This window comes from Borreliella japonica (assembly GCF_030438115.2).
Classification (GTDB): Bacteria; Spirochaetota; Spirochaetia; order Borreliales; family Borreliaceae; genus Borreliella; species Borreliella japonica.
In genome coordinates, this window is record NZ_CP124062.1 from 689,314 (window position 1) to 715,008 (window position 25,695).

The 25,695-nt window shown below is 28.2% G+C and carries 25 protein-coding genes; 17 read left to right on the top strand and 8 right to left on the bottom strand.

The window, feature by feature from the left end; translation table 11 throughout:
- Window positions 1-5 precede the first annotated feature (5 nt).
- From QIA21_RS03870 to QIA21_RS03880, 3 genes are all read right to left on the bottom strand, one after another.
- Window positions 6-986, bottom strand: coding sequence for an alpha/beta hydrolase (locus QIA21_RS03870; protein ID WP_301393197.1), 981 nt, complete (start codon window positions 984-986; stop codon window positions 6-8).
- Window positions 983-1,510 carry an oxidative stress transcriptional regulator BosR gene (gene bosR / locus QIA21_RS03875; protein WP_301393198.1) on the bottom strand — a complete coding sequence of 176 codons (528 nt, stop codon included), beginning with the start codon at window positions 1,508-1,510 and terminating at the stop codon, window positions 983-985. The genes QIA21_RS03870 and bosR overlap by 4 nt, the downstream gene beginning before the upstream one ends.
- 119 nt (window positions 1,511-1,629) lie before the next feature.
- Complete coding sequence (locus QIA21_RS03880; RefSeq protein ID WP_091971866.1) at window positions 1,630-3,315, bottom strand: histidine kinase; 1,686 nt, start codon at window positions 3,313-3,315, stop codon at window positions 1,630-1,632.
- A gap of 190 nt (window positions 3,316-3,505) precedes the next feature.
- Here QIA21_RS03880 and groL point away from each other — a divergent pair, with 190 nt between their 5' ends.
- The 6 genes from groL to QIA21_RS03910 all read left to right on the top strand — a co-directional run bounded on the left by groL (window position 3,506) and on the right by QIA21_RS03910 (window position 9,713).
- A complete protein-coding gene (gene groL, locus QIA21_RS03885) occupies window positions 3,506-5,143 on the top strand; it encodes a chaperonin GroEL (RefSeq protein WP_091971864.1) in 1,638 nt (545 codons plus the stop codon).
- 66 nt (window positions 5,144-5,209) lie between these two features.
- A complete protein-coding gene (locus QIA21_RS03890; RefSeq protein WP_301393199.1) occupies window positions 5,210-5,506 on the top strand; it encodes a hypothetical protein in 297 nt (98 codons plus the stop codon).
- A complete protein-coding gene (gene yajC, locus QIA21_RS03895; RefSeq protein ID WP_091971860.1) occupies window positions 5,499-5,834 on the top strand; it encodes a preprotein translocase subunit YajC in 336 nt (111 codons plus the stop codon). Before QIA21_RS03890 ends, yajC begins: the two co-directional genes overlap by 8 nt.
- 65 nt (window positions 5,835-5,899) lie before the next feature.
- Window positions 5,900-7,660 carry a protein translocase subunit SecD gene (secD, locus tag QIA21_RS03900; protein WP_301393200.1) on the top strand — a complete coding sequence of 587 codons (1,761 nt, stop codon included), beginning with the start codon at window positions 5,900-5,902 and terminating at the stop codon, window positions 7,658-7,660.
- Window positions 7,644-8,543 carry a protein translocase subunit SecF gene (gene secF, locus QIA21_RS03905; RefSeq protein WP_301393201.1) on the top strand — a complete coding sequence of 300 codons (900 nt, stop codon included), beginning with the start codon at window positions 7,644-7,646 and terminating at the stop codon, window positions 8,541-8,543. Before secD ends, secF begins: the two co-directional genes overlap by 17 nt.
- A 27-nt stretch (window positions 8,544-8,570) precedes the next feature.
- Window positions 8,571-9,713, top strand: a complete 1,143-nt coding sequence (locus tag QIA21_RS03910; RefSeq protein ID WP_091971854.1) for a hypothetical protein — start codon at window positions 8,571-8,573, stop codon at window positions 9,711-9,713.
- Here QIA21_RS03910 and QIA21_RS03915 read toward each other — a convergent pair.
- Window positions 9,710-10,540 carry a DnaJ domain-containing protein gene (locus QIA21_RS03915; protein ID WP_301393202.1) on the bottom strand — a complete coding sequence of 277 codons (831 nt, stop codon included), beginning with the start codon at window positions 10,538-10,540 and terminating at the stop codon, window positions 9,710-9,712. The two genes, QIA21_RS03910 and QIA21_RS03915, sit on opposite strands and share 4 nt — an antisense overlap.
- Before the next feature lie 107 nt (window positions 10,541-10,647).
- On the opposite strand from QIA21_RS03915, the gene psgB reads away from it, so the two are divergent.
- The gene (gene psgB, locus QIA21_RS03920) at window positions 10,648-11,781 is read left to right on the top strand and encodes a HemN-related non-iron pseudo-SAM protein PsgB (RefSeq protein WP_301393203.1); all 1,134 of its coding nucleotides are present in this window, start codon (window positions 10,648-10,650) and stop codon (window positions 11,779-11,781) included.
- Here psgB and rpiA read toward each other — a convergent pair.
- Window positions 11,768-12,454: a ribose 5-phosphate isomerase A gene (rpiA, locus tag QIA21_RS03925; RefSeq protein WP_091972282.1), complete on the bottom strand. Its 687-nt coding sequence runs from the start codon at window positions 12,452-12,454 to the stop codon at window positions 11,768-11,770. The genes psgB and rpiA overlap by 14 nt on opposite strands.
- Window positions 12,455-12,600: 146 nt before the next feature.
- Between rpiA and gpmA the strand changes: the two genes are divergently transcribed.
- Window positions 12,601-13,347 (top strand): 2,3-diphosphoglycerate-dependent phosphoglycerate mutase, encoded by a 747-nt coding sequence (gene gpmA / locus QIA21_RS03930; RefSeq protein ID WP_301393204.1) that lies wholly within the window; start codon window positions 12,601-12,603, stop codon window positions 13,345-13,347.
- 58 nt (window positions 13,348-13,405) lie between these two features.
- Here gpmA and lysS read toward each other — a convergent pair whose 3' ends face one another.
- A complete protein-coding gene (lysS, locus tag QIA21_RS03935) occupies window positions 13,406-14,983 on the bottom strand; it encodes a lysine--tRNA ligase (RefSeq protein WP_301393205.1) in 1,578 nt (525 codons plus the stop codon).
- 71 nt (window positions 14,984-15,054) lie between these two features.
- Window positions 15,055-15,927 carry a GTPase Era gene (gene era, locus QIA21_RS03940; protein WP_091971844.1) on the bottom strand — a complete coding sequence of 291 codons (873 nt, stop codon included), beginning with the start codon at window positions 15,925-15,927 and terminating at the stop codon, window positions 15,055-15,057.
- 104 nt (window positions 15,928-16,031) lie between these two features.
- Here era and QIA21_RS03945 point away from each other — a divergent pair, with 104 nt between their 5' ends.
- From QIA21_RS03945 to QIA21_RS03955, 3 genes are read left to right on the top strand one after another with little or no spacing between them, the layout of a single operon-like run.
- Window positions 16,032-16,388: a hypothetical protein gene (locus tag QIA21_RS03945; RefSeq protein ID WP_301393206.1), complete on the top strand. Its 357-nt coding sequence runs from the start codon at window positions 16,032-16,034 to the stop codon at window positions 16,386-16,388.
- A 9-nt stretch (window positions 16,389-16,397) separates the two neighbouring features.
- On the top strand, window positions 16,398-16,808 hold the full coding sequence (locus QIA21_RS03950) for a hypothetical protein (protein WP_301393207.1): 411 nt from the start codon (window positions 16,398-16,400) through the stop codon (window positions 16,806-16,808).
- Window positions 16,809-16,827: 19 nt separating this feature from the next.
- Complete coding sequence (locus tag QIA21_RS03955; protein ID WP_301393208.1) at window positions 16,828-17,277, top strand: DUF192 domain-containing protein; 450 nt, start codon at window positions 16,828-16,830, stop codon at window positions 17,275-17,277.
- Window positions 17,278-17,285: 8 nt separating this feature from the next.
- Here QIA21_RS03955 and QIA21_RS03960 read toward each other — a convergent pair whose 3' ends face one another.
- Window positions 17,286-17,957, bottom strand: a complete 672-nt coding sequence (locus QIA21_RS03960) for a hypothetical protein (RefSeq protein WP_301393384.1) — start codon at window positions 17,955-17,957, stop codon at window positions 17,286-17,288.
- A 57-nt stretch (window positions 17,958-18,014) separates the two neighbouring features.
- Between QIA21_RS03960 and QIA21_RS03965 the strand changes: the two genes are divergently transcribed.
- The 6 genes from QIA21_RS03965 to QIA21_RS03990 all read left to right on the top strand — a co-directional run bounded on the left by QIA21_RS03965 (window position 18,015) and on the right by QIA21_RS03990 (window position 25,687).
- Window positions 18,015-18,974: a glycosyltransferase family protein gene (locus tag QIA21_RS03965; RefSeq protein ID WP_091971834.1), complete on the top strand. Its 960-nt coding sequence runs from the start codon at window positions 18,015-18,017 to the stop codon at window positions 18,972-18,974.
- The gene (locus tag QIA21_RS03970; protein WP_301393386.1) at window positions 18,967-19,965 is read left to right on the top strand and encodes an N-acetylmuramoyl-L-alanine amidase; all 999 of its coding nucleotides are present in this window, start codon (window positions 18,967-18,969) and stop codon (window positions 19,963-19,965) included. The genes QIA21_RS03965 and QIA21_RS03970 overlap by 8 nt, the downstream gene beginning before the upstream one ends.
- The gene (locus QIA21_RS03975) at window positions 19,955-20,506 is read left to right on the top strand and encodes a flagellar filament outsheath protein (protein WP_301393209.1); all 552 of its coding nucleotides are present in this window, start codon (window positions 19,955-19,957) and stop codon (window positions 20,504-20,506) included. Before QIA21_RS03970 ends, QIA21_RS03975 begins: the two co-directional genes overlap by 11 nt.
- An 80-nt stretch (window positions 20,507-20,586) precedes the next feature.
- Window positions 20,587-21,612, top strand: a complete 1,026-nt coding sequence (gene flaA, locus QIA21_RS03980) for a flagellar filament outer layer protein FlaA (RefSeq protein ID WP_301393210.1) — start codon at window positions 20,587-20,589, stop codon at window positions 21,610-21,612.
- Between the two features lie 72 nt (window positions 21,613-21,684).
- The gene (locus QIA21_RS03985; protein WP_301393211.1) at window positions 21,685-24,279 is read left to right on the top strand and encodes a chemotaxis protein CheA; all 2,595 of its coding nucleotides are present in this window, start codon (window positions 21,685-21,687) and stop codon (window positions 24,277-24,279) included.
- Between the two features lie 7 nt (window positions 24,280-24,286).
- Window positions 24,287-25,687, top strand: coding sequence for a CheR family methyltransferase (locus QIA21_RS03990; RefSeq protein WP_301393212.1), 1,401 nt, complete (start codon window positions 24,287-24,289; stop codon window positions 25,685-25,687).
- The last annotated feature ends 8 nt before the right edge of the window (window positions 25,688-25,695 follow it).

A 25,695-nucleotide genomic window follows, 5' to 3' on the forward strand; every position in this document is an offset into this window, starting at 1 on the left:
GGCTATTACTTATTTGTCTTGTTTATGAAGTCAACTGCATACTTCGTGAAGTATGATGTGTTTTGTGCGCTTTTGTAGCTTTGGTTTCCAATAGGTACGTGTGCATATGAATTTTCAAGAAGGATAATGGGAATATCTTTTTTTTCACCCCCATAATTTTTTATGAATTCGTTTATTTTTATTGGGTCTACTGTATGATCATTAGGCGTGTGGGTTATTATTAAAGGTGTTTTGATTTCATTGAAATTATATGAATTTAATAATTTGACAAGGCCCATCATTGCAATAATTGCGTCTACATGTTGTACTTTTGAAGAGTAGCTTTTGATAGTCATGTGCTCTTTTCTTTTATTTTCTTTTGTTTCGAATTTATTGTAACCGCCCGTTATAAGATATGCAATTTGTCGTCCCCAGGGATAGTAAACAATATTTGTTCTCTTGTCGTAAGGAAATACATTAGGAGAAATCAATGCTGCTGAGTTTATTTCATCTGGATAGTTTGCTAAAGCCCAGATGCAGGCAGCACCCCCATTAGAGGTGCCAATTAATATTAATTTATCACCTATTAGTTTGCCAATTTTAATAGCTTCATCAATGTCTCTTAGCCAATCTTGGGTAGTTATCCCTCGAAATGCATTTTTATTGTCAATTCCGTGTCCTTTTAATCTTGTAAAAAAAAGATTTGCATTGAGTGCTTTTGCAATATTATTTGGAACCGGATAAATTTCATTTTTTGATGCTCCAAATCCATGAATGTATACTACAGAATATTTTGTTTTTTGTGCCTCTTTATACCAAATTACTTCTTTTTTTGTATTTCCTTCTAAATTGAATTGTAATTCTTCTTTTAATAAGTAATTGTCAATTTCTTTAATGTTTTTGGGAATTGCTTTTTTTGAAAATTCATTTTTAAATTTTATCCTTGGACTAACTAGTATTAAGAGTAATAAGAATATAATTATAAAAATGATATTCTTTATATTCATACAGTAATTCCCTTGCTATCTAGGGCATCGTTGTTATTATGAGCATCTTTTTTATAACAATTATTGCAATGTCCTGAGTAGATTATTTCAATAGATTTTGTTTCCCAGTTTTCTCCAAGCTTGTCTTTCAAAATATCTTTAATGTCGTCAAGTTGGATAGGATGAACTTGATTGCATTTATTGCATTTAAAGTGAGCTATTGTGGAAGCTAAGCTTAGATAAAACTTTGTTTCTTTTTGATCAGTAGTTTTTATGTCTTTTAGTATGTTTCTTTCTTTTAGAATGTTTAATGTATTATATACTGTTGCCTTTGATAGGCTTGGAATTTCTTTTATAAGTTTGTTATAAACGTCTTTTGCTGTAAAGTATTCTTTTGGGTTTGACGCTATGTAGAGTATTATTCTGTTTCTTGAATGAGATGCTTTCATTCCTAATTCTGATGTTAAGTTTTTCAGTAATACAGGATCATTTGTAATGCCAACTTTTTCCAATGCGGAGTGGACGTCTATTATGTTATCATTCATATTATTATACCTTTTTTGTTTAAATTAAAGATTAAATACTTTTTATGTTCTTCTTAGGATAATTTTATACCCAGTTATTAACATTTTACTACTTATTATTTATTTATTTTCATATTTTTTTATATTTCATATTTTTTTATATTAGTATAAAAAATTAAATTTTTTATTTTTGAATTTAGTTTTATTTTGTTATCAAAATTATTATTTAATGGCAGTATCATTAAATTTAGTGTTTGAGAGTAATTTGTTACGTCTTGGATTTTGACTGTGTTGTAAGAGCCCCCTATGTTTAAAATTAACCATTTTTTAGAATTTATTTTTTCAATTTTATAATTAATTGTATGTATGATTTGTTTTTCAACATTTAAAAAGCTTATAAAAAAATTACTGTTCTTGTCGTTTCCTTTAGATATCAAAAATTCTGTACCGTTAATGTAACCTTTGGGATTGTTTTTAGTTATTATTATTTTTTCATAAGTATCAAGATCGCTGTATTTTGCTGTTATTTTTAAATTAGTGCCTTTTGCAATTTCAAAAATAGGTATTTCAAGGGCTGAATATTCAAGAAGATAATCAGGATTGCATTTTTTTAATGTTTTTTTATCTAGATTGATTTTAGAAGGCCATTGTATTTTAATGGATACAAAGAAGCTAGAGATAGTCTCATCTACAAAAAAATCAATTGTTGATTTTTTTGTAGAGTTAAAAGCTAGATATTGTTTTATTCCTAAAATTTTTTCATTTGAGAAAGAAAATGAGCTTTCAATAGATGCTTCTCTTATTAATTCTTTTTTCGACAAAACTTTGAGATAGGTTCTAGATGTGTTTAGAAATTCTACTTTTTTGTCTTTAAATTTTATTTTATTTAATTTTCCATTTTCGAATTTGATATTGTATTGATCGTGAGATAGTGTGAAATTTCCTTCCATATTGTATTCCAAGTTTTTAGCTGCAATTGATTCTGAATTTTTGACAATTTCTTCTTGGTGTTTGTTTATTAAAAATTCTCTTAAGCTTTTTTCATTGATTTGATAATCTTTAAGCCTTTTATTTTGAAAATTTATTATTGGCTCCTGCTCTTTAAGGGAGTTGAATTTTGGAATTTCTAGTAGTTCGGTAGTAAGTTTTGATCCTTCTAGATTTTGTATCTTGATGCTGTGTAAGTTATTTTCCAAGGCTTTTAAATAAAGTAAAAAATTTTTTAATTCTTGATTATCATAAGTTTCTTTGATTTCATAAAAATAAATAAGAGTTTCTACGTTGCTTTTTGGAGAATCTATTTTTTGGACTTCATATAAATATTGACAGTTATTTTTATAAAAAATTAAGTAAGTTTTTTTATTTTTGCTCTGCCTTATTCCCTCTGTGTAATTGAAATTAAGTTTTCTGTAAAGTTCAGTCACTTTTTTTCTAAACTTTTCTATGTTGTATATATAAAGCATAATAGGTGTATTTTGAAATATGTCTTTGTATCCACTTTTGAATGGATTTTTTAATGCCCAATATAAATCTAAATGTATTTCATCGTGTAGCATATATTCATGAGGGCTTCCGCTGTAAGTTCCAGGCATATATATATCTTTATTGGTTTTAAATCTTTCAAATAGCCATTTATTTAATTCTTCATGTTCTCTTAAAATTTCAAAAAAGTATATTGGAAATGTCCAATGTATTTTGTAAGCTATCCGTTTGTGTTCAATCAAATATTTTATATTTGATATTATTGATAACAGGTTATCTTCTGAAAATTTAGTTATTGAAATTATAATAATGTAAGTTTTTGATTTTTTTAGTTTTCTAAACATAAATTCTTTGTCTTTATGATATAAAGATTAGCCAATATTTACATTATATAATAAAAATTTGTGTTAGTTTCGTATATTTTGTATTTTTTGATATATGAAAGCAATACGCTATAGCGAATGTATTAAGTTTATGTTAATCTTATAGTGTTAAATATAAATTATTTTATGTATAAAAAGGGGTAAAATTTTTATGGCTAAAGACATATATTTTAATGAAGATGCTAGAAAAAGCTTACTTAGTGGCGTTGAAAAATTATCCAATGCTGTAAAAGTAACTCTTGGGCCAAAAGGGAGAAATGTTCTTATTGATAAAAAGTTCGGTTCTCCAACGGTTACAAAGGATGGGGTTAGCGTTGCTCGCGAGATTGAGCTTGAAAATTCGTTTGAAAACATGGGAGCGCAGCTTTTAAAGGAAGTTGCTATTAAAACAAATGATGTTGCCGGCGATGGAACAACAACTGCCACTGTTCTTGCTTATGCTATTGCAAGAGAAGGCCTTAAGAATGTGTCTTCAGGAATTAATCCTATTGGAATAAAAAAAGGAATAGATCATGCTGTAAATTTGGCTGCTGAGAAAATTCGTCAGTCTGCAAAGAAAATTACAACAAAAGAAGAGATTGCGCAAGTAGCTTCAATTTCTGCTAATAATGACAGTTATATAGGCGAAAAAATTGCCGAAGCAATGGATAAAGTTGGAAAAGATGGGGTTATAACAGTTGAAGAGTCAAAAACTTTTGATACTACAATTTCTTATGTTGAGGGCATGCAATTTGACAGAGGATATCTTTCTCCTTATTTTTCCACCAATAAAGAGAATATGAGTGTTAGTTTTGATGATGCTTTCATATTAATATATGAAAAGAAGATTAGTTCTATTAAAGAGCTTTTACCAGTTCTTGAGAAAGTTTTAGGGACAAATAAGCCTTTATTGATTATTGCTGAGGATATTGAAGGGGATGCTCTTGCTGCTCTTGTTTTAAATAGTGTTAGAGGAGCTTTAAAGGTTTGTGCAATTAAATCTCCTGGTTTTGGTGATAGACGAAAGGCCATGCTTGAAGATATTGCAGTGCTTACTGGCGGGGTTTTAATTAGTGAGGAACTAGGTCTTACTCTTGAGACAGTTGAGATTGAACAACTTGGACAAGCTAAAACCATTAAGGTTGATAAAGACAATACTACTATTATTAATACCGGTAATAAAGAGCAAATAAAGGAACGCTCAGAGCTTATTAAAAAACAAATTGAAGATTCAACATCTGAATATGATAAAGAAAAGCTTCAAGAGCGTCTTGCAAAGCTTGTTGGTGGAGTTGCTGTTATTAATGTGGGAGCTGTTACTGAAGTAGAGCTTAAGGAGAAAAAGCATAGAGTTGAAGATGCTCTTTCTGCAACTCGAGCTGCTGTTGAAGAAGGTGTTGTGCCTGGTGGTGGATCAACCCTTATTGAAGTTGCTATGTATTTGGATACAATAGATACAAGCAAATTAAGTTATGAGGAAAAGCAAGGTTTTGAAATTGTAAAAAGAAGTCTTGAAGAACCAATGAGACAGATTATTTCAAATGCTGGTTTTGAAGGATCTATTTATATCCATCAAATTAAAACTGAAAAAAAAGGACTCGGTTTTGATGCTTCCAGTTTTAAGTGGGTAAATATGATTGAGAGTGGAATAATTGATCCTGCTAAGGTTACAAGAAGTGCGCTTCAAAATGCTGCTTCAATTGCTGGACTTTTATTAACAACAGAATGTGCAATCACTGATATTAAAGAAGATAAAAATGCTTCTGGCGGTGGTGGTTATCCTATGGATCCAGGAATGGGAATGATGTAAATTAAGGTTTCACCGGTGAACTTGTGTTTTTACCGGTGAAATATTTTATTATTCAAAGGAATTATTTTGAGTGAGGATGAATTTGTTTTTTGTATAGGTTATGATGGTTCAAAAGCAATAGTAGATAGGCAGCTTTTAAGAGAAAACAAAGGTAAAAGCGTTAAGGAGCTTTTTGAACTTGGACTTTATAGAAGTGCCTTTAGTAAAGCTCTTTATAGAAATGACGATTCTCTTATTAATTATTTAATTGAAGAGTATAATAAAATAAGTAATTCTAATTATACCAAAAAAGACGACTTTAAGCTTTTGTTTGGAGTTGTTTATCCCAGCGATATTAATAAGATAAAAGTGACATATGTATAGTAAAGGAGGTTTTGTGTTTTTATTGCAAGAATTTAACGGCAGTAGTAGCTTTTTTCGAAGTTTGTTAGTTTTTGTGCCTGTTATTGCTATATTTTGGTTTTTGGTGATATCTCCTCAGCGTAAGGAAGAAAAGAATAAAAAAGAAATGATAAAAAATCTAAAAAAAGGCGATAAGGTATTAACAATAGGTGGAATTTTTGGAGTTGTGAAAAAACTAGGTGATACGGATGTTATTTTAGAATTAAGTCCAAATATCGAAGCAGTATTTGTAAAAAACTCTATTGATAAAGTTGTGTCTGAAAAAAGTGAAGTTAAAAAGGTATTATAATTTAAGGTAAAATTAGAACTGGTAGCTAATAATGATATTTGTTAAAAATTTTAAGGATTTGTATAATGAAAAAAGGATCTAAGCTTGTATTGATATTGTTGGTGACGTTTTTTGCGTGTCTTTTGATATTTCCGACTTTAAAATGGTATTTTTTAATGAGTGTTGAGGATAAAAAAATAAGCTCATATTCACAAGAGGCTTTAAGGGATTATTCAAAGAAAAAAGCTTTGGATGATTTTGTTAAGCTTAAGGAGTTGTATCATAAAGATCCCAATAGTAGTATTCCGCCTAGTCTTTCTTATTTAATTCCAATAGCAAAAAATAATTATAAGTCTTCAATGAGAGTTCCGCCGAATCTTTTTACTGCTAAGTCTTTGCGTGAAGGATTTTTGACTGATTCGGATATGGGAGAAGTAAGTTTAGAAATTTATAGACATTATGAGAACATAAAGAATAGTAAAAGCAGAATAATACATCTTGGACTTGATTTGTCTGGGGGGATGAGCGTTACTATTTCTCTTGATTATTCAAGTGTTGAAAAAAAATTAGGTCGTTCTTTGACCTTTGCTGAGAAAGAAGATGCTATTTATCGTATAATGCAAATTCTTAAAGATAGAGTAGATAAGTTTGGTCTTACAGAACCCAAAATTGCAAGAGAGGCTGGGGGAAATAAAATTTTCTTAGATATTCCTGGAGAAAAAGATGAGAGTAGGGTAAATACTCTTTTGAGCGGGAAAGGTAATTTGACTTTTTATGTAGTTGATGACGAATCCACATCTCTTTTGCATAAAAAGATATTAGAAGCGGGCTCTCTTTTTTCTATTTCCGAAATTCAGACAAGTATGAACCTACCAGATAGTAAGCAAATTTTTCCTTGGTATGTTAAAGATTCTTATGGGGTAGATGATGAGTCATCGGTTCGTTATTATGTAGTTGATGCAAGTCCTGAAAATTTATTTGATGGTGCTCACATTAAAGATGCTGGAGTCTCTAATGATCCTAGAACAGGTCGAGATATTGTTGCTTTTAACCTTGATGTTGATGGAAGTGAAAAATTTTTTAAATTTACTCAAAAAAATGTTGGAAAGTCTTTGGCCGTTGTTATGGAAGGTAAAATTAAGTCTGTGGCAGGAATTGGATATGCTATTACTGGTGGCAATGTTTCAATTCAAGGCGATTCTTTTGATAAAAAAGAAGCCTTAGATCTTGCTTTAGTGTTTAAAACCGCAGCTTTTCCAGTTGATATTAAAATAGATGATTTGAGAATAATAGGACCTACTCTTGGTGCTAGGACTATTGAGCTTGGTATTAAAGCTTCTGTGCTTGCTCTTTGTTTAGTTTTTTTGTTTATGTGCGTTTATTATGGTTTGAGCGGTTTTGTAGCCGGATTTTCACTTGTTATTTATAATGTATTTTTAATTTTAGCAATATTGTCGGCTTTTAATTTTACTTTAACTTTAACGAGTATTGCAGGTCTTATTTTGACAATGGGCATGGCTGTGGACATAAATATAGTTATTTATGAGAGAATTAAAGAAGAAATCAGAGAAGGCAGAAAGTTTGAAAATGCTTTTGAAGATGGTTTTAAAAAAGCATTTTTATCTATTATGGATGCAAATATAACGACATTTATTGCGGTACTTTTTTTAACTCTTCTTGGGACGGGAGTTATTCAAGGTTTTGCATGGTCTCTTTCTGTTGGAATTGTGTCATCTCTTTTTAGTAGTTTGATTTTTTCAAGATTTATTTTGGAATTTATCATGTCTTTTAGAAAAAACAAATTTGTAAGTATATCTTGGAGTTCAAAATATGCAAAAAGTAATTAATTTTTCAAAATATGGAAGCAATGTTTTAATTGTTAGTGTTGTTTTGATTTTGATTGGACTTATTTATACTTTTTTTTATCACGGTGGATACAATTGGGGAATAGATTTTTCTTCTAGAGTTAATATTAATCTTTCAATAGAAAAATCAGATATTAAAGAAAATGAAATTAAAAGGATGTTTTCTCCGATTTATAAAGCTTTAGATGTTAAAAGCATTTTCTCACCTAATGAGAATAAAAGCGAATTTTCTATTGTAGTAAAGTCAGATATTATTGATTATGCTTTTAAAACAGAAGTTCAAAAAACAATAATAGATGGACTTAAAAAAACATTTGATGCTAATGTTGAAGTTTTGGATTCTTATTTTATTGATTCAAGCTTTTCTTCTACTTTGAGAATTAAGTCAATATTTTTGGTATTAGGAACATTTACCCTGATTTTGATTTATATAACTTTAAGATTTAAATTAAGTTATGCTATTGCTTCCATACTTTCAACATTTCATGATATATTTTTTATAGTTGCTTTTTTAGGGGCATTTAGAATAGAGATTAATAGTTATATTATTGTGGCAATATTAACCATTATTGGATATTCTTTAAACGACACAATAATTATTTTTGATAGGATCAGAGATAATGTTAAACGATTAACCGATAATACATTTTTAAATATATTGAATATAAGCATTAGTCAAACTTTATCAAGAACTGTTTTGACGTCAGTTACTACATTTGTTGCAGTATTTTCTATTTTTGTGTTTACCGAAGGACCTATAAAGGATTTTTCTTTGGTATTTATGGTAGGAGTAATTGTTGGAACTTATTCTTCTATCTTTATAGCGTCTCCAATACTTTTAAATCTGTATAAAAAGATAAAGTAGATCTTTTGAATAAGATGATATTATGGCATGAAGTTTTTTGATTTTGGTTCATTAGGATTTTATAGATTTTTTGATTTTCAAAAATATCTTAATTTTAGTATTTTTAGGTATAGTTTAATAAATTATTATTCTTATCGAGAGCAGTCAAGCCTTATTAACGATGCTAATTTGCTCAAAGATAAACTTGTGTTTTTAGATAAGCTTTATAAGGATTTTAATCCCAACATCAGTAAATCTTGGGATGCCAATAAAGCTATTTTTTTAGATACTTTGCTTATTATTAAAAATTTGATAAGGAAATATCATCCCAATTCAGAATTTTTAGATATTCAAGAAGATGAATTATTAGAAGATATTTCCTATTTTAATAGATTTTTAGATAAACTTAAATATTTAAATTTTAGAGTAGATCTTAAACAAAAAATTGAAAATTTTGAAAAAAAGAGTAAAGCTCCATTTTCTTGCATAAGAATTGCTACATTTTTTATTCAAGAAGAATTTTTAGTTCGACTTAGTAATTCGTTGGATTTTTTCTCCAATGAGGCTAATAGTAATAATTTAGATGTAATTAATAAAGAAATTAATGATTATTATGAAAAAGTAGAGCAAATTAAAAAAAGTAATAATATTAAAGAAACTCATAAAAAATTTATTATAGATCATACAAAAGATAGAATTGATAAAATAATGAAAGATCATAGTCTTGACATTTCTAAACTGCTTATAAAAATTGCTTTGCTTGAGATTACAATTCAATGTTTTGATAGCTATTATTTGAATTTATTGGAAATTTTACAAATTCTTTTATCTATTAATAATATAATTGAGATCGGTTTAAACGAATTGCCCGATGCTATTTTTAATGAGTGGAATGAGCTTATTTATTTGCGAAGAAAAGATTTTCAAAAATTTGTTTTAATCTCCGATTATGTTTTCCAAAAAAGGATAGTATCTACTATAAATTCTGGAAATTGGAAATTTGCCTTTTTCACTCTTGCTCCCCGACAAGGGGATGTTTTTCAATTTTCAGTGGATATTGTTAAGAATTTTGATAATATTGAAGATGGAATCAAAGAATATGAGTCTAAAATAAATAAATTTAATGAATATAAATCGGGTTGGGAGGCTAATTTGAAAAACTTTGGACATTTATTTTCAGAAACACTTTAACTATATATCTCTTTTAATCTTTCGTAAATAGTTTTTACTTCGTTATTTATTATTTTGGGAATTTTTACCATCAAAGTGACTTTAAGATCCCCTTTTGAACCGCTTCCAATTACGGGCATTCCTAGTCCTTTTAAGTTTAGGATTTCTCCATTTTTTGCATCCGAAGGAATTTTAAGTTTGATTTTTTTCCCCTCAATTGTTTCAAATAGTTTTTCGCAACCTAGAGCCATTTCCCATGGATAAACTTCTATTGTTGTTTCTAAGGTTTTTCCATTTAATTTAAAATTTTTATAGCTTGATATATTAAATTTGACTATTAAGCTTTCTTTTATTTTAGAAATTGGATTAATAGGACCTTTGTCTTTTATTTTTATTTTAGTTGTTTCTAATGTTCCTTTTGGAATTATTATCTCGATTTTTTTGTTGTTTATAAGTATTATTTTTTTACTTCCCATATAAGCATCATAAAGTGAAATATTTACAGTTATTTCTTTGTCTGCTGGTTTTCTTGAAGATCCACTAAAGATTCTGGAAAAAAAATCTAGATCTTCAAAATTACTAAATCTTGAGCTGTTAAATTCTCTTTCAAAATGGTCTTTGTTGACATTAAAATTGGTGCTACCCAAAGCATCGTAATTTCTTTTTTTATCAGGAGAAGATAAAATTTCATAAGCTTCATTTATTTCTTTAAACTTTTCTTCAGCTATTTTGTTTCCTTTGTTTTTGTCCGGGTGATATTTTATTGCCAATTTTTTGTAAGCTTTTTTAATTTCTTCATTGTTAGCATTTTTTTGTATTCCGAGTATATTATAGTAGTCTTTGGTCATTAAAAAATCTCCTTCAAATCTCCCTTATTTATTATATTTTTTAATAAGTTTTAATATTTGTACTTTATATATGTTATAATTAAATTTAAATTTTGAAAAGACCAATTATGAGAGTAGATCTTTTACCTCTTGTTGAGTTAAGTCTTTATATTAATATTTCATTTTGTTGTAAAGATTTTAGCATTTTTAGTAGAGTTTTAGAGGAATTGAAATATCACTTAACTTTGTTAGGTAATCCAATCATAAAAACACTTTACATTAAGCATGTAGATTTTTGTTTATGTAGGCAGGATAATTTAAAATTTATTTTTACTTCTTTGTCCAAATATATTAATTGGGCTTTACTAGAAGAATTTACTTTAGAAATTATTCCTGGTTATATTGACTTTGAAAAATTAAAACTTTTGGATGAATTTTGTATTACTCGAATTAATCTTAGTGTTCAAAGTTTTTTTTTAAAATTTAGAAAGATTATGGGGATATCCGAAATTTATTATGAAAAAATGAATATTCTAATTAACAATATTAGAAAGTTTCCTTTTGATTTAAATATTGATATGACTATCAATATGCCTTTTCAAAAAAAATCTGATCTCAAGCGAGACTTGAAAGAATTGCTTTCATATATGCCTGAGCATATTTGTTTTAATGATTTTATATGTGAAGAGGAAGGATTTAGCTTGAGAGATTTTGATAACAACATTGATTCAGAAAAGCTTTGGTTTTGTGCTCTAGAGTGTTTAGAATCTAATGGATACATTAATTATGAAATTACCAATTTTGTGTTAAAGGGTCATGAGAGTAAGCATAACAAGCTAAATTGGGAGTTAAAGCCATATTTAGGATTGGGATTGGGTGCTGTAAGCTTGCTTTTCTGCAATGACAAGAATAATAATGTAAAAGCTTTGATTATAAAAGATATTGGTTTTGTTAAGGCAAATAATCACTTGGCAACGTTTGAATTGCTAGAGGATTTAGAGTTTTTTATTTATCATTTTATTCAAGGACTCGGGACTATTCAAGGTGTTAACTTACGATCTCTTAGGCTTAGATTTGAGTATAATGAAAAACAATTTTTTCAGTTTATTAACTATTGCTCAACTTTAAGTAAAAAGTTTGTTTTTGATAATAATATTATGTTATTAAAAGGGCGTGAAAGGTTTAAGTTGGATTTTTATTTAGTAAAAATTATAAATTATTTTAATGATAACCTTTTTAAGGTGAAGTTTAGGCTTCCTTGATTTGTTTGTTTTGGTAATAAACTATTTTTGTGTTTTTGTGATTGAATATTCCAATCTCAAGTATGCCTGGAAATAGTTTGAAGTATTTTTCTGTTCCTTCGGGATTTTCTACGTTCATTTTTACATCCAAAATATAATTATTGTTATCAGTTACAATGGGACCTTTTTTTTCGTTACAAATTCTCAAGGTTGCATCTAAATTCATTTCTTCAAGTCTAGTCATAATAAATCCAACAGCATTTTGAGCAACTTCTATGGGAATAGGCATTTTTGTTCCCAATTTTTTTACAATTTTTGTTTCATCTGCTATTATTAGCAATGTTTCTGAGTTGTAAGCTATTACTTTCTCCATTAGATGTGCTCCTCCCATTCCTTTTATTAAGCTTTTTTTTTCTAATAGAATTTCATCAGCGCCATCAATTGCAATGTCTATATTTTTGTTAAGTTTTGAAAAATTTGATTCATAAGGAATTTGTTCTTTTGAGAGTAAATATTTTGTATCGCTACTTGTTGCATATAATTTTAAATTTTTTAAGTTGCCTGATTTTAGCTTTTCACTCAAATGTTTTATTGCATAATAAATAGTTGTACCCGTTCCGATTCCAAGGTTCATATTGCTTTTGATGTAGCGATCAATTGCATATTTTGCTACCAAATTTTTTTGATTTTCCATAATTTTTGTTCCCTGCTTGAATGAATTAAAAGCTTGATGCATTTTAAAGTATATCATTATTTAATTAAGATTGGAATCTTGACTAGATTTTATGCTAATTTATAATTATTAATATTAGTAAATAAAATAATATGCTAGGAGATTTTATGTATAAATTAGTTTTAGTAAGACATGGAGAGAGTGAGTGGAACAGAGAAAATCTTTTTACTGGCTGGACAGATGTTAAACTTTCTGATAAGGGTATTGATGAGGCTATAGAAGCAGGTTTGCTTCTTAAGCAAGAAGGTTATTCTTTTGATATTGCTTTTAGTTCTTTATTGTCAAGGGCTAATGATACTTTAAATATTATTTTGCGAGAACTAGGGCAATCTTATATTAGTGTAAAAAAAACCTGGAGATTGAATGAGAGGCACTATGGGGCTTTACAAGGTTTAAATAAATCAGAAACAGCTGCAAAATACGGGGAAGATAAAGTTTTAATTTGGAGACGTAGTTATGATGTGCCCCCAATGTCTTTAGAAGAATCTGATGATCGTCATCCGATAAAAGATTCAAGATATAAATATATCCCTAAAAGAGAACTTCCTTCAACAGAGTGTCTTAAAGATACTGTTGCAAGAGTTATTCCTTATTGGACTGATGAGATTGCAAAAGAAGTTCTTGAAGGTAGAAAAGTTATTGTTGCTGCTCATGGCAATTCTTTAAGAGCTCTTGTTAAATATCTTGATAATTTAAGTGAAGAAGATGTTTTAAAGCTTAACATTCCTACGGGTATTCCTTTAGTTTACGAATTAGATAAAGATTTGAATCCTATTAAACATTACTATTTAGGTGATGAAAGTAAGATTAAAAAGGCAATGGAATCTGTTGCCAGTCAAGGAAAGTTAAAGTAATAGTCTATTGTTATTAAAGTGTTGTTAATAAGTCATATAATTATGGCTTATTTTTTTATCATTTTAAGGTTTGAATATATTTACTTACAATCTTTTCAAATCGATCAATACCAATTATTTTGATAAATCCGGCTAATTTGGGCCCTTTTTCTTTGTCGATTAAAATTTTATAAATTTGCTTGAAAAACAAAGCGGGCTCTATATTGTTTTCTCTTGAAATTTTATATATTTCGTTTTGAATGTCTTGCTCCGTAGCAACTTCAAAATTTTTATTTAAAAAATCCAAAAGTTCATTAATTGCTTTTTTGCTATTTTCTTTTAGTATTTCTGTGTTATCAAATTTAGATCTTAATGAAAATTTGAAATCTTCGGGTGCAAAATCTCTAATCCAGTTAATTGCACATTTGATTTTATTGATTAGTTTGTCTTTTTGGTCATCTTGAACGTTTTTTAAATAATTTAGAATTTTATTTATATTATTTTCAAATATTTGACTGATTACGCTTAAATGTCTAAATCCAATTTGATAAGGGATTCTTTTGCTTGGCATGTATGGTTGAGATAGTTCATAAATTCTTTTAAATGATCGTTTTTTTTCTTCTTTTATATCTTCTACTCCATAGTAGATTCTCTCAAACTTGTCGTAATCTTCGTATATTTTAATTACGTCAAGGTCAAATGAGATCGAAAATTCAGTATTTGGCTTTGTAGCGGCAAATAAAAATCTTGTGACCTCAGGTGTGTAAACTTCAAGAACATCTTTGAGTGATATGACATCTCCTGATGAGGAAGATATTTTTCCACCACGTCCTTTTATTGAAATAAAGTCATATTGAAATGTTATAGGGGGACTGCCTTGAAAAATTTTTACAATGTTTTTAGACGTATCAAAACTACCACCACTGCTGTGATGATCTTTTCCCGCAGGTTCAAAGTCGACTTTTTCATATTTCCATCTCATAGGCCAATCTATTCTCCAAGGAAGCTTAATAGCCCATGTGGTCCTTATGTCTAGAGATTCTTGATTTCCACATTCACATGAGTACTCAACAGAGTAATGATTGTCATAATTATTTACAGTTGTTGTATCTTTATTGCATTTTGTACAAAATATGCTGATCGGATACCAATTTTCGTCAAGCTTTGAAGTTCTATATTCGTTTAATGCTTCAGACAGTTCTTTTTTGTGATCAAGTGCAAATTTTATTTGGCTTGCATAAACGCTGTTGGTATATTGTTTACTTTGGTCAATGAATTCAGGATTGATTCCCACTATAGGCAGATATTTTTCAAATTCAATTTCATTAGCTCTTGCATAACTTGTTTTGTGACTTCTTGTGTCAGGGACTCTTGTTATTGCTTGCCTTAAATAAGTTGTAAGAAGTTCTTGTTCTGGCATATTTTTAGGAACTTTTCGAAATACATCGTAATTATCCCAAGAATAAATAAATCTTACCTTTGAACCTGAGTCTTTCAAGGCTCTTGCCACAAGGTCTACGGAGATAACTTCTCTAAAATTACCAATGTGCACAGTTCCAGATGGTGTAATTCCCGAAGCTACTGTGTATAGATTTTTTGGCCCCTTTTCTTTTTTTATTTTTTCTGCGTAAAAATCTGCCCAATGTGCTGTTTTCACATTCTATTCCTGATCTAATTTTAGCATTTTATTTTTCAAGTTTCAAGAATTGAGAAAATTGTAGTTAAATATTAATTTATAAGTTTTTTTATTATTTTATCTTCTTTGTTCCAATTTTTTTTTAGTTTTACTTGGAGAAATAGGTTGCATTTTGTCTCAAAAATTTTTGCAATCGTTTTTCTTGCCCTTTCTCCTATTGATTTTATTTCTTTCCCGCTTTTTCCCACTATTATTCCTTTTTGACTTTCATTGGTTACAAAAATATTTGCTTTAATAAAAAGGCCTTTTTTTTTATTTTCTAAAGTATCAATATCCACATACAAAGAATAGGGAAGTTCTTCTTTTAGGTTTTCAATAGCTTTTTCTCTTATTATTTCGCTAATCCTGAAATTTATTTTTTGATCTGTGTAATATTCTTGTGGATAATAAAGTGGACCTTCTGAAAAATTTTCATAAATTTTATTTTTTAATTCTTCGGTGTTGATATTTTTTTCAGCAGATATTTTAATTATATTATTAGCCTCTATTTTTTTTTCTTTTAGAAATTCTGTTATTTCTTTTATTTTTGTATTTTTAAGATCAACTTTATTAAGTAGTACTAAAAATTTAATTTTGGAGTTTTTAATTATTTCTAACATTTTATTTTCTTCTTCTCCAGGTTTGTCTTGAATGTCTATTATATATAGAATAAGTTCAACTTCTCCTATTGAAGAGTGTATGTTTTTCATCATTGCAATATTAATTTTTTTTTTACTTAGATGAAATCCTGGTGTGTCTATAAAAATAATTTGTCCTCTGTCGTCTGTAAAGATTCCTTTTATTTTATTTCTAGTTGTTTGCGGAATAGGGGATATGATTGATATTTTATGTCCGCATATTGAATTTAAAAGGGTAGATTTTCCAGTTGATGGTCTACCAAGTATTGCTGCAAATCCTGATTTCATGTTTTAACATTCCTTAAATATGTAATATTCATACATTTTTTATTATAATTAATTATATAGTATTTGGATACTATATAATTAATTATAATTTGAGGGGTTTTTGTTTGGCAAAGGTAACTTTTGAAGTTTTTTGCGAGCAATGTGGTGAAAAAGTTGGGCTTAATAGGTCTGTTTGTCCCAATTGTGCTGCTAAGCTTGGTGATATTGAATGCCCAAATTGTCGTCATGTAGGCCCAGTTTCCGCTTTTGGAGAGGGTTGTCCTAATTGTCATTACAGTCCTTTTCAGGAGCTTAAAGAAAAACCCTTTAAAAGAAAAGAAAGAACAAGAATAGTGAGTGATAGAGTAATTTCTAAAGTTTTTGTAAGACTTTTTCATTTTGGGATTAATATTAATGTTTTGCTGTATTTATTTTCAAGTTTTTTGTTTATCATTCTTTTCCTTTATATTGTTTATGGCTAAAGGCTTTGTATGGGTATTACAGTTTTTTATTTATTTTCTATTTTCACATCTTTTGTTATGGGTTCTAGCATGGAATCTGTTAAAGACAATATTCTCAAGAGTACTATTTTTTATTATGATGTTGAAGAAGTTGAATTTCCTTATGCCAAGAAACAGACTTTACAATTTATTGCTAAAACCCATTTAAAATATGCTGTTTTTAATTTTGACAAAAATAAAATGTTTTCGTACACTTTTGTTTTTGATAAAAAATTAATATCTCAATATTCAATTTTTATTGAGATAAAGAAAAAATTTGGCGAGGCTACACTGGTAGCGCCTTTGAATTATTTGTGGGATCTTGATGAGTGTATTGTTGTTTTAAATAAAAATATTTTAAGAATGACTTTAAAATCTTATATTGCAAATTATAATAAATGATTTTTAATAAGATTGATAATTGGAAAAAATTTTAAAACGGTTTTTGTGTTTAGCCTTGTTTATGCCTTTTTTATCTTTTGCTGATCATTTTTATGATAAAGAAATTGTTATAAATAGGGTTAAGTTTTTTGTGAAAATAGCATCTAATGAATTTGATAGGGCAAAAGGTTATATGGGTACTGAAAAAGTTGAATATGGTAATGGAATGCTTTTTGTTTTTAAAAAAGAACAAAATTTATCTTTTTGGATGGAAAATACACCTTTGCTGCTTGAAATAGCTTATATTGATTCAAATGGAATCATTAAAGAGATTTATAATTTAGAACCATATTCTAGGGCAAATGTTAATTCTCTTTATAAAGCAAGATATGCTCTTGAACTTCCAAGAGGCTCATTTTCTAAATTTCAAATAAAAATAGGTGATAGGGTGCATTTTTGCTTTGATATTAATTCTTTATCAGTAGAATGATTTTAAGATTATTGAGCTTTAATTTCTTGAAGCTCTTCTTCTATTTGATCTTCTTCAGGTTCATTTTTATTAGATTTTTTTGTTGAATTTGTTTTTTCTTGTCTTAATGCGTGCTCATTTGATTCTTTATTTGCATTGTCATTTGTTTTATTATTATCAATGTTTTCGTTGTTGTTTGTTATTATTTTTTTGAAAATAGTTATTGTTGAGGCGATCTCGTCAATTGCATCAAGTAAAAATGCTTCACTTGCAAATTCTTCCGCTTTTACAATATATACTAAAGAGTTGATTCCTCTTTCTGCATTGTGAATAATTTCCCACGATCCTAGTACTCTGTTATTGTAGCTGTCGTTCATAAGAGAGCCAGCTATTTCTTTAATTTTTTGTGTATTTACATCAAATACTTTGACAATTCCAAATATTTCTCTTATTTTTGAATTTTTATATGAGTTTAGCCTTGATCTAATGATTACTTCTTCTCTTTCGTTATTGTTTATGTTTTTAAATGCTACAAAGTCGTTCTCTGAGTCTATTTTATATTCAATTTTGTTTTTATCTAAAAATTTTTTAATTCTCTTGTCATACTGTATATTCTTATGATTGCAAGAAATGAGTGTAAAAATGACAATAATCATGCTATAAAGTATTGCATTAATATTTATTATTCTTGGAATTAACATTGTATTATTTGACATATGATTATTATAATTTAATTGTGAGGATTTTAAAAGTAATTTATGCGTCTTCAAAGTAGCGGCTATTCATACACTGTTATTCAATCTAAAAATAATTATTCACAAAAATCTTCTTTTGGAATTTCTTTTGTAATACTAAGCAGAGGAACAAAAATTTTTAGAGAAGATTTGTTTGAGTTTTTATCAAATTTTGACTTTATAAGAGAAATAATTTCAATTGAAAAACAGAGCAATAGAAGTTCTTTACAGTTTATATCTGAAAGTTATGGTAAGTTGAAATTTATTTTACTTTCTGATGATTTGAATTCTGGAGAAAAAGTTAATTTAGCAATGAAAGAATCCAGCTGTGATTTTGTTTTTGTTTTGCAAAGTGATATGTATTTGTTAAATCCTTTTTGGATTCCAAATATATTCGATGAAATAATCAAAAAAAATGTTCTTCTTGTTGGGGGTGAATTTTTCGACAAAGAAGAGGAAATAATCCCTTCAATTTTTCTTCCCAGTATAGATAAACAGCAAAAGTTTAAGGTAATTTTAGTAAATTCTGAAAAAGACTATGAAAAAACTTTGATTACCATGGATTATTGTGGACTTTATTCTAAAGAGAAGTTTTTACAGCTTGGAGGTTTTGATGGAAGGATTCAAAATGAGTATTTTCAAAGAATAGATTTTGGACTAAGAGCTGTTTATTTTGGAGAACATGTTTATATTTATAGAAAGCTGAGAATCCAATATACTGCATTAAATTCTCCAGAAAATTTAACCAAAAATAAAAGTTTTTTGATTTTTTTACTTAAAAATTATGTCCCAATTTTTGTTGGAAATGGCGTTGTTTTTTCTTTTTTGAGGTTTTGTAAAATTTGTTTAAAATACAAAATTAATCCTTTTCTCTTTCAAAAAGAGTTTAAGGAAATAAAAAGCGAGATTGCTAAAAATAGCTTAAGATTCAAAGGAGACTTAAAGAGTGCTATTGAGCTTTGGGAAAATGATATTATTGATTGATTTAGTTTTGTTTCCATATTTAAGCTTATATTCTAAGCCCCTTGATTACGCTAATGTTCTTGATTTTTTTGATACTAATGTTTTTAAGTTTGATTTTAACATTGAAAATGATGTTTTTACAATTGAAAATGATAAGGGATATTTAAAGTTTAGAGTAGGTTTTGAGTATGCACTGACGTCTTCTGGTTATTATATGTTTGTAGACCCAATTATTGACATTCGTGGGGAAATTTTAATAAGTCAAAAAGTATTAAAGCAAATTGAAAATTATTTCAATTCTCTTACGAATTATAATAAGCCCAGAATTACTTCGATAATCATTGATCCTGGACATGGCGGACATGATGCTGGTGCGGTTGTGACTTTAAAGATAAATGGTTATGATGTTGTTCTTCAAGAAAAAGATTTTGCATTAACCTATTCTATATATTTGTCTAAAATTTTAAGTAATTATTTTGTAAATAAAAATATTTTGTTAACCCGTGTAAATGATGTTTTTTTAACTTTAAAAGAGCGTTCAGAATTTGCAAACGCAATAAAGCCAAATTTTCCAAATAATGTTATATTTTTGTCCATACATGCTAATGATGCTCCAAATAGTGAGGCTAGAGGAGTTGAGTTTTGGTATCTTCCCAAGGATTCAAAAAGAGAGGTTATTAAAGATTTTAAGGGGTATGATATTAAAGGTAATAGATACTTAAGCGAGCTTAATGATATACTAGATATTAAATATAAATATGAATCGAAAAGATTGGCTGAAATTTTATATAAGGTATTTAAAAATGAGTTAAGCGAAACTAATATTAGACCAATCAGGGAAGAGCAATGGTTTGTAATAAAAAATAGCAGTATGCCTGCAGTATTGATTGAAATGGGGTTTTTGTCCAATATTTTAGATGCTAAATTGATTTTGGATTATAATTACATGAGTAAGTTTAATATATTAATACTTAAATCTTTGATGGAATTTATAAGTTTTTATGAAAAATAATATTTCGGATGTATTTTTAAGATGTAATACAGTGATTTATAAATTTTTAAATTCTAAAAAAGAGCATACGGTTAGAGTGCTTTTAGGGGCTTTGTTAGTAGGTTTTTTGTTTTCTATTTATATGGTTTTTTTAAATTATGATAATCTTTTTTCAAAAAAGGTTTTTTATTTCTACTCCAGTAAGGGGTTTGTTGCTAATTTAAAGTATTTAAGAGATGAAAAAAATTTGCAAGACAATTTAGATCTTTTAGTAAAAAATTTCCTTTTAGGAAGTAATGAAGGGTTTTCTTTTGGATTTTTATTAAGTGATGCAAGATTTTTGTATTCTTTTTTAAAAAATGGAATTTATTATATAAATCTTTCAAGGGAATTTTATGATTCTTTTAATAACGAAGATTATAATGAATCTTATGAGTCTTTTGATGATAAGATTAGCTTGTTTGCCATGTCTTTAATAAAAACAATACGCTTTAACTATCCCGGTAAGGCAAAAAAGCTTGTTATTCTTGTTGAAGGGTGTATGTTAAAGGAGCAAAGTTAATAAACTTTAATTTTACTAACAATGACAATTAAAAAACGAAAATTTTATAAAAGATGTATATATATAAGGAGTTGGTTTACATGAAGAGGAAAGCGAAAAGTATTTTATTTTTTTTATTATCCACTGCTCTTTTTGCTCAAGAGGCTGATGGATTGATAGAGGGCTCAAAAAGGTCAGAGCCTGGAGAATTGGTTTTAGATTTTGCCGAACTTGCAAGAGATCCAAGTTCAACTAAACTTGATCTTACAAATTATGTTGATTATGTATATTCGGGCGCTTCTGGTGTTGTTAAGCCTGAAGATATGGTTGTAGATCTTGGGATAAACAATTGGAGTGTTTTGCTTACTCCTTCTGCTAGGTTGCAGGCTTATGTTAAAAATTCGGTTGTTGCGCCTGCTGTTGTTAAGAGCGAATCAAAAAGATATGCAGGTGATACTATTTTAGGAGTAAGAGTTTTATTTCCAAGCTATTCTCAATCATCTGCTATGATAATGCCGCCATTTAAAATTCCTTTTTATTCAGGGGAAACTGGCAATCAATTTCTAGGCAAAGGTCTTATTGATAACATTAAAACTATGAAGGAGATCAAAGTGTCAGTTTATAGTTTAGGGTATGAGATAGATCTTGAAGTTTTATTTGAAGATATGAATGGTATGGAGTACGCTTACTCTTTGGGGACTTTAAAGTTTAAAGGATGGGCTGATTTAATTTGGTCAAATCCCAACTATATTCCTGATATATCATCTAGAATAATTAAAGATGATGTTCCAAATTATCCCCTTGCTTCAAGTAAAATGAGATTTAAAGCTTTTAGAGTTTCAAAATCTCATAGTTCAAAAGAGCAAAATTTTATTTTTTATGTTAAAGACTTGAGAGTTCTTTATGACAAGTTGAGTGTTTCATTAGATTCTGATATTGATAGTGAGTCTGTATTTAAAGTTTATGAGACTAGTGGAACTGAATCTCTTCGTAAATTGAAGGCTCATGAAACTTTTAAAAGAGTTTTAAAGCTTCGAGAAAAAATTTCTATGCCTGAAGGTTCTTTCCAAAACTTTATAGAAAAAGTTGAGAGTGAAAAACCTGAAGAATCATCTTTAAAAAAATAGGTTTAAATTAATATGTAAAGCTAATCTAAAAGGTTAGCTTTACATATATAAAATGTCTTAATAGGAAATGGTATGGAAATATTAGATTTGGAAAATGAAGAGCTTTTAGGAGTTTTTTTTGAAGAAGCTCAAAATCTTGTAGATATCCTTGAAGAGAATATTATGTCATTAGAGGATGATCCTAATAATTCTGATACTATTGATGAAATATTCAGGGCAGCTCATACTTTAAAAGGAAGTTCTGCTTCTCTTGATATGATGGAATTATCTGATTTTACTCATATTGTTGAAGATGTTTTTGATGCTATTAGAGATGGTAGGATAAATATAAACAATGATCTTGTTGATTTGCTTTTAAATTCATTAGATATTATCAAAGAAATGCTTGCGCTTCGACTTGATGGCAAAGTTTATTTGGATGATATAAGTGATCTTAAAAGCAAATTAAATCAATTCTTAGTAATTGATGATCAAATTTGTATTAAGATATTTGACGAAAATTCAACTAAGAACAATTTTTGTCTTTCAAAATTAGATCTTGAGGAGATAAAAGAAGGGTTAGGAATCGGACAAAAGGTTTTAAGGATCAGCGTTATTTTTAATGCAAATAATGATTCTGAAGTTGAAAATGGTGGATTGAAAATATTTAATATTTTGAAAAATTTAGGTTCCGTGTTACACACAATTCCTAAATATGAGCGAATTATCGAAGATAAATTTTTAACAAGAGTAGATTATTATTTGATATATTCAGATATAGAGGGTGTTAAAAAGAGTTTAGACTCTTCAAGTTTAATTGCAAGCTATTTAGTTGATGAATTTAATGTAAAAGAAGAATTAGAAAAGCTTGTAGACAGAAAAATTAAAGATATTGATTTAGATACCAATTCTATTTTAAATGATAGTTTTGATTTTGCAGAGAGTGAGATTTCTGATTTATTGCTTGAGATTGGAAATCAAAAGTTATTTAAAGTTAGATTGGATTTTATAAAAGACAATCCTATGGCTACGATTAGTGGGTTTCAAATGCTTCAGGCATTAAAAAGTCTTGGAAAAATTTTCAAGTCTCTCCCAGATTCTAGCGAGTTATTGTCAGATAAGTTTTTCGATTTTGTTACATATTACTTAATATCAGATGTCAGTTCAGACAGTATTGCTAAAAAGATTAATTTATCAGATGTTGTTAGTCATTTTGAAATTGAAAAGATTGATTTAGAATCTTTAAAGAGTATAAGTCTGAAAGAAAATGATGAAATGTCTTTTAAGGTAAATAAAGGTATTAAGAAAAACAATCCAATTAATATTAATTTAATTAGAATAGATAGTAAAAAAATAGACTATATATTAAATCTTGTCAGTGAGGCTGTAATAAGCAAATCATCTTATAATCAAATAAATTCAGAGATGATTACGTTATTTTACAATTTTAATTATTTTTATGATTATCAGGAAAGTTTCCAGAGAAACTTTCTAATTGATTTAAAGATAATTTTTAAAGATGCAGGTTTGACATTAGAAGATGAGATCGAAGCACATATTAATTCTTTTATGAATTTTAAAATGGAAAAGTCCCTTAATGATATGTCTGAATTAAGAAATTCTTTTTTCAGGCTTCTTCAAAATTTTAAAATGACCTCTGGTAGACTGTCCAGAATAATTACAGATTTGCATGAGAGTGTTTTAAAGACTAGAATGTTGCCAATATCTAATATATTTTCAAGGTTTACAAGAGTTGTCAGGGATCTTTCAAAGAAATTAAATAAGATTGTAAATCTTAAAATGGAAGGAGAAGAGACTGAGCTTGATAAGTCTGTTATAGATGACCTTGTAGATCCTTTGATGCATTGTGTTAGAAATTCAATGGATCATGGACTTGAAACAGTTGAAGAGAGAGTTAAAAAGGGAAAGAGCAAAGCGGGTACTATAATTTTACGTGCTAGGAATGAGGGCAATGTAATATCAATTGAGATTGAAGATGATGGAATTGGGATAGATCCAAAGATTATTAAGCGCAAATTAATTGAAAAGGGAACAATAAAGGAAGATGCAATTTATTCTGATTCCGAACTTATTAATTTAATTTTTGCTCCTGGGTTTTCAACGGCAGTTCAAGTGACAGACCTTTCAGGCAGAGGGGTTGGTCTTGATGTTGTTAAAAAAAGTATTGAAAAACTTAATGGAACTATTTTAGTAGAATCAGAAATTGGTCTTGGAACAATTTTTAAAATTAAACTACCATTGACATTGGTGATTATACAAGGCCTTTTGGTAAAGTCAGGGCCTGAGACCTATGTTATTCCTTTGAACAATGTTCTTGAAACTCATAGAATAACCGAGCATGATATAAAATTGCTTGAAAATTATCATGAAGTTTATAATTTAAGAGACGAAATCATCTCTGTTCTCAGACTTGATAAACTTTTTAATATAACAGGAGATGATTCATTGATAGAAAAATTTTTAATAGTTGTTAATACTAACAACATAAAGACCGCAATTGTTGTAGATTCTATTCTTGGTGAGGAAGATTTTGTAGTAAAGCCTATTAAGGATAAATTTTCATCAAGTGCAGGTGTAGTTGGAGCTACTACGCTTGGTAACGGTAAGGTTGTGCTAATAATTGATGTTTTTAAACTTTTTGATTTAAAAAAGGATACTAAGGAGTGAATCTCTTGTGCAGATAAAAGAAATTTATTTTGGGTCCAAAGTTTTAGATGATAAAAATTGTAATTCCAAGTTGACCAATTTTGATTTTAAGGTTGTTTCTTTTGAGCTTGGATCTGATCATTATTTGGTAGACATTATGCAAGTTAAAGAAATTAGAAAATCTAGTAATTTTACGTATGTTCCAAATGCCAAAAAATATGTAGCTGGACTTGATAATTTGCGAGGTGAAATAATTCCTATTATAGATCTTAGAATAATGTTTAATTTGGAATTTAATAAAAAAGATCTTGAAGATATTATGGTTTTAAAGAATGAAGACCTTCTTATAGGGGTTATTGTTGATAAAATTAATAATGTTTTTTCAATAGATTCTAGTCTTATTCAAGATCCACATCCAGTTTTATCTCAGGATTCTTTAATAAACTATATAAAAGGTGTTGTAGATTATAACGAGAAACTTTATATACTCCTTGATGTTTTTAAAATTTTTAATTATGGTGAAAAAGAAAGGGGACTGAAACCTGATCAAAATTTTGTTGAAAAAGTCGATTTTGTAAGCAATTGTGATGATTTAGATATACTAGAGGATTGTAAAAATAGTTTTTCTAATAATGGTTTTTCAAAAAATGGAAATAATGATGAAAATTCAACTTTAAACGATATTGCAGTTTTTAGTTTGGAGAATATTAAAAAAAATCTTTTGAAATACTCTTTTAATATCTCTTTAGTAAATGATGTGTTTTTAGAAAAAGTTGGAGTAAAATTTAATGTGGTTGATATTGATTGCTTGCCTTACGATAGTTTTTTAAATGAATTTTATTCAAAATCATCGGGGAATCTGTGGGGAGCTGATTGTTTGGAAGAATTTCAAAATGAAATTGTTAAGAATCGATTAAATTTTATGGATAATTTGAATTTCGCTTTAAATGTACTGGAAATTGGTTGTGGTAGTGGAAGGGAGACTGTGGCTTTAGCTAATGCTTTGTCTGAATATTATTTAAAACCGTTTAAGTTGACAGCTATTGATAATGATTTGTCAAAAGTGGTTGAAACTTCTAGGTTGATTTTTTCAGATTCAGAAATTGGTATTAGTGAAATTTATCGTAGAAACTCTTTTGAACAAAGTCCTGGGATTTATAAATTTAAGTCAGAAATTCTCAATAATGTTTTGTTTGAGTATTCTGATGCTCTTTTTTCAGATTTGCCTGATAATTTGGGAATGGTTTTTTTAAAAGATGTTTTATGTTTCTTGGATAGTAAAGATCAGATTTTAATTTTAAATATCATTGCTTCTAAAACTATTAAAGGGGCTCTTTTGGTTCTAGGAGATAACGAAGAGCTTAAAAATAATGATGTTTTTATAAAAGAGAAATCCACAAAATATTTTAACTTGTACAGGAAAGTCTAAAGGAGAAA